The organism is Streptomyces viridochromogenes (assembly GCF_001270495.1).
Classification (GTDB): Bacteria; Actinomycetota; Actinomycetes; order Streptomycetales; family Streptomycetaceae; genus Streptomyces; species Streptomyces viridochromogenes_A.
The window spans coordinates 1-4,764 of sequence record NZ_LGUR01000095.1 but is presented as its reverse complement, the minus strand read 5'-3'; the positions used below and the strand labels follow the sequence as shown (position 1 = coordinate 4,764).

The 4,764-nt window shown below is 68.7% G+C and carries 4 protein-coding genes and 2 pseudogenes; 2 read left to right on the top strand and 4 right to left on the bottom strand.

Annotation, left to right across the window (positions count from 1 at the left end; translation table 11 throughout):
• Together ADK36_RS48730 and ADK36_RS10815 are read right to left on the bottom strand one after the other, a co-directional pair.
• A pseudogene (locus ADK36_RS48730) lies at window positions 1-517 on the bottom strand (globin domain-containing protein); the annotation flags it as partial.
• Between the two features lie 413 nt (window positions 518-930).
• Window positions 931-1,563: an HAD family hydrolase gene (locus tag ADK36_RS10815; protein WP_048587529.1), complete on the bottom strand. Its 633-nt coding sequence runs from the start codon at window positions 1,561-1,563 to the stop codon at window positions 931-933.
• A gap of 252 nt (window positions 1,564-1,815) precedes the next feature.
• Between ADK36_RS10815 and ADK36_RS10810 the strand changes: the two genes are divergently transcribed.
• Window positions 1,816-2,682, top strand: coding sequence for a GNAT family N-acetyltransferase (locus ADK36_RS10810; RefSeq protein ID WP_053197121.1), 867 nt, complete (start codon window positions 1,816-1,818; stop codon window positions 2,680-2,682).
• A gap of 106 nt (window positions 2,683-2,788) precedes the next feature.
• Here the strand turns inward: ADK36_RS10810 and ADK36_RS10805 are convergent, their stop codons facing one another.
• Together ADK36_RS10805 and ADK36_RS10800 are read right to left on the bottom strand one after the other, a co-directional pair.
• Window positions 2,789-3,211, bottom strand: a complete 423-nt coding sequence (locus ADK36_RS10805; RefSeq protein ID WP_053197119.1) for a GlcG/HbpS family heme-binding protein — start codon at window positions 3,209-3,211, stop codon at window positions 2,789-2,791.
• 86 nt (window positions 3,212-3,297) lie between these two features.
• Entirely contained in the window at window positions 3,298-4,509 is a 1,212-nt protein-coding gene (locus ADK36_RS10800; RefSeq protein ID WP_048587526.1) for an MFS transporter, read from the bottom strand.
• Window positions 4,510-4,650: 141 nt separating this feature from the next.
• On the opposite strand from ADK36_RS10800, the pseudogene ADK36_RS46055 reads away from it, so the two are divergent.
• Window positions 4,651-4,764, top strand: a pseudogene (locus ADK36_RS46055) (MarR family transcriptional regulator); the annotation flags it as partial.

Genomic DNA, 4,764 nt, shown 5'->3' with positions numbered 1-4,764 from the left:
ACGCGATCCCCACCACGCGGGGTTGGGCCGTTGACGGACGCTGGATCGGCCCGCGTACCTGGGCGGAGGGCGTGGTGAGAGGGGTGAGGCCCGATATCTCCGGCGGTGCGATGGTCGCCTGGGCGGAGGCTTGCGGGGCCTGCTCCGGGGACGGGGCGTGGGAGGACGTCGATCCCGTGGGCGATATCCGACTCGGGACGGGCGGGCCGGGGGTCGGTATCGCGGCCGGGGCCCCTCGCTCGGGGGCCGGACGCTCAGCCGGGTCCGGTGGGGCGGGCGCGAGGCCGGGATCCGCCGGGGTGGCCGTCGGGGCGGGCTGTGTGCCGTCCTGAGGTGTCGGGGCCGTGTCGTGGCCCGGCGCCGACCTGCCCACCGGGCGCATCGCCGCCAGGCGGCTGCCCTCGGCCGTCTCCTGTTCGCTGCCCGGATTCGTCGTCGGCTGCTTGCGCGGCGTGAACCAGCCGCCCCCGCCGCCGGAAGTGCCGTTGTCGGCCGACGTGGTGGTCGGAGCGTCCATGGTGTGCCTCGCCTCGAACATCTTTCAGTCGGTCTGCGCACTTCCTCGATCGGAAGGTGCCTGCTTCCCCCGCGATGGCTTGCATTCCCCGTTCGTTGCCGCAATCAATACGGCCACATACAACCTGTATTCACACCCGGTACGGACAAGTAAGGCGAGAGTGTGACATTGGCCGCAGTACTCTCACCGCAGCATCCCATCGTGTATGGGCGCCCGGTCGGATTACCGAGAACGCGGGTCTTCGATCTCTCCGTCCCGTTAGGCTGCGGTGCCTTGCGCTCGATCCGAGCTGCGCGTCTCCATCACAGCTCGGACACGAACCGGAGTCGACCATACCGGCAGCGGCCCCGATCACAAGTCCCCCCTTCATCCCTCACGAATGGGGCCAGGGGGCGAACGGGTAATTCCTTCAATTACCGGCTGCTGCGCACCAATTCATAGGCTTCCCACAGATCCATCCCCATATAAGAGTGGGTCGCGAGTCCGGTCAGGTGGCGGTCCGCGTTGACCGCGACGGAGACCGGGACGGCACTGAACAGATCTTTGTCCGACAGCGAGTCGCCATAGGCAACGCATTCGGCCCGGGTCACCCCGAACTCCTCGCAGAGGTGGTCGGCGATCCGGACCTTGGCCGCGGCGCTGAGAACTCCTGCCGGGTCGACGGGCTGGGTGAACGGCACGGCTGGAAACCGGGAACCATAGGCCGCGTGCGCGCCCCAGCCCGTCAGCCGCTCCACGAAGAAGGAGGGTGAGAGCGACACGACGGCGCAGTAGTCACCCTGTCCCCTGATCTCCTCCCAGACCTCGCGGATCCCGGTCAGCCAGGGAGCGCCCTCGAAAGCGGCTGCCACATGGGCCTCGGTGAGATCGGCCCAGAGTGCGTGGACCCGCCTCGCATACTCGGGAGGCCCGATCAGCCCCGCGGAGATCTCGCGGTCGAGCGCCACGGTCTCCGCTTCCAACCCGAGTTGACGTGAGATCTCCACGGGGGCGGACGTTCCGTGCAGGAGCGTGCCGTCGAGATCGAAGAGGTGAAGTCGCGCCATGGGCCATGAGGCTAACGGGATGTCCTGTCGCTCCCCTGGGTGAAGATCGTGAACAGTGCGACGATCGCCGCAGAGCTCGGGAAGTGCTCGTCCCCACGTACGCGATGGACTCCCGTCGTTCTTCCATGTTTCACGTGAAACACCCAGCGGCCATCTGCACGTTGCGCGGTGAACCATGACATGGCCAAAAGCTCGTACGTCTCCTCGGAAACGGCTGGACGACCAGGGCAGTCGTCAGACAGCCTGACCTGCGTGCCGACTCCTTCCCTCGCCGCTCTGCCCATCCGCCGTCTGACGCCTCGCGACCTCACCGCCTGCGCCGACTTGTCCGAGGAACGGGGCTGGCCCCGTGAGGAACACAAGTGGGGGTTCCTCCTGACAGCCGGGAAGGGCTACGGGATCGACGACCCCGCCGGCGGGCTCGTCAGCGCCTGTGTCGTCACGCAGTACGGACCGCAGGACCGCCCCGACCTGGCGGCCGTCGGCATGGTCCTGGTCGCCGAGCGTCATGCCCGCCAGGGCATCGGACGCCGACTGATGCAGCACGTCATCTCCGCGATGGGCACGACACCGCTGACGCTGCACGCGACGCCATACGGCCAGCCGCTCTACGAGGAACTCGGCTTCAAGGTCACCGGCCGGGCGGAGATGCTGCTCGGGCACTTCAGGCCCGGCGTCGCGGAGCCCTCGGTCGCCACGCGTGCGGCCACCGCTGAGGACCTCAGCGCGATCCTCCGGCTCGACGAGGAGGTGTTCGGCGCCGATCGCACGCACATCATCACGCGGTTGCCCGCTTTCGTCGACCAACTGCGCGTCGCCGAGGCACAAGGCCGGATCATCGGCTATGCGGGCGCCTGGCCCAACATGGCCACCCAGGTCGTGGGCCCAATGATCGCCCGCGACACGGCAACCGCGAAGGCGCTCATCGCATCCCTCGCCGCCCACACCGCCCGACCGTTGCGCACCGATATCGACGTACGCCATGAGGAGCTGCTGGCCTGGGCGAAGGAGCACGGTCTGGCCTCCGTCACCTTCAACTCGGTGATGACTTCCGGCATCTCGGAACTGCCCGGTGACTGGACACGGCGGTTCGCTCCGCTGACCGTCGCGGCAGGCTGAGGCACTCAGCCGCGAGTGTGGTGCTCATGGGAAACGCCGGTCCCCGCGGGGGCCGGCGTTTCCTCATCGAGACGCAGGCGCCGTCACGTGATGCGGAGGTGTGCCGTCAGGCCAGGGCCTCGATCGCGGCCGTTGCGAAGGCGTGGTCCTGCTCCGGCGCGCCACCGCCCGCCCCGATCGCGCCGATCAGCCGACCGTCCCGATGGATCGGCACACCGCCCGCGATGAAGAGCAGCGGCCGGTCGAGCGCGGTGGGCAGGGTGTGGAAGAGGCCACCGGGCTGTACCGCGTCGACGAGATCGGCGGTCGGGGTGTCGAGCTGGAGTGCCGTGTAGGCCTTGCGGGTGCTGGTCTCTCCGGAGATCAGCACGGCTCGGTCGTCCCGCCGGAAGGAGAGCAGATGGCCTCCGGCATCCAGGACCGTGACGCTGGCTGTCACCCCGGCGGCCTCGGCGGCCCGGTGGGCGGCGGCGACGAGGAGGTCGGCGTCCTGGGTGGTCAAGGGGGCGACGGCGAGGGTGGTGCTCATGGGGGTCTCCTTGCTGTGTGGTGCTGAGGTGGACTGTCGCGGTGCCGGATGTGCGGGGGCGGCCCTGACCTCGCACATGGGTCGGCTCAGTGGTGTACGACGGCTCGCTGCTCGGCGGGCGCGGTACCCGTGACGACGGTGCTGGAGGATGCTCCGTCGCGTCGCTCCAGTGCGGCCGAGAGGAAAGCGAGCAGCAGCGCGGCCGCGGCGAGGGCGGCGCCCACCCAGTTGGGGGAGGTGTAGCCGTAGCCGGCGGCGATGACGATGCCGCCGAGCCAGGCGGAGACCGCGTTGCCGAGGTTGAAGGCGCCGATGTTCACGGCCGAGGCCAGTGTCGGGGCGCCGTGTGCCTGGTCGAGGACGCGCTTCTGCAGCGGGGGGACGGTGGCGAAGCCCAGGGCTCCGATCAGCGCGATGGTGACGGCCGCGAGGACCTTGTTGTGGGCCGTGAGCGTGAACAGCGCGAGCACGACGGCGAGGGCACCCAGGGAGACGTACAGCAGGGGCATCAGCGCTCGGTCGGCGTACTTGCCACCGACGAGGTTGCCTCCGACCATGCCGAGCCCGAACAGGACCAGCAGCCAGGTGACGGAGCCGTCGGCGAAGCCGGCGACGTGCGTCATCATCGGCGCGATGTAGGTGATGGCCGCGAAGACGCCGCCGAAGCCGAGGACCGTCATCATCATGGCGAGCAGAACTTGGGCGTTCTTGAACGCGGCCAGCTCGTGGCGCAGGCGTACACCCTGCTGCTTGGGCATGTCGGGGACGAGCTTGGCGATGCCGGCAAGTCCGACGACCCCGAGCGCGGCGACGATGCCGAAGGTGACGCGCCAGCCGATGGACTGTCCGACGAACGTGCCCAGCGGGACGCCGACAACATTGGCGACGGTCAGGCCGGTGAACATCATCGCGATGGCACCGGCCTTCTTGTCCGGGGCGACCAGATCGGCCGCGACGACCGAGCCGATGCCGAAGAAGGCACCGTGGGCGAGCGAGGCGACCACACGGCCGATGAGCATGACGGAGAACGCGGGGGCGAGAGCGGAGAGCAGATTGCCGACGATGAACAGCCCCATCAGCAGCATCAGCATCCGCTTGCGGGAGACCTTGGTGCCGAGCACGGTCATCAGGGGGGCGCCGAGGACCACGCCGAGCGCGTAGCCGGTCACCAGAAAGCCGGCGGTGGGGATGGACACCCCGAAGTCGCCCGCGACCTCGGGCAGCAGACCCATGATCACGAACTCGGTCGTCCCGATTCCGAAGGCCCCGATCGCGAGGGCCAGAAGCGCGAGAGGCATGAAGGGATGCACCTTCCAGAAGATTGCAGGAGCGCTTTACGCGTGATAACAATACTTGCAGACGCGTGATACTTGCAAGCGCAGCCTATTGCGATCCTGCTCTACTCTGGCTTCAGCCGCCCCGGGATGGAGGAACACGCCATGACAGCGACGGACCCCGCGCTCACCGCGCTCGCCCAGGGCTGGTGCGCCCTTTCCCTGCTGCACGGCAGGATCGAGGCGCACATCGAGCGCGCCCTTCAGGCCGGGCACGAT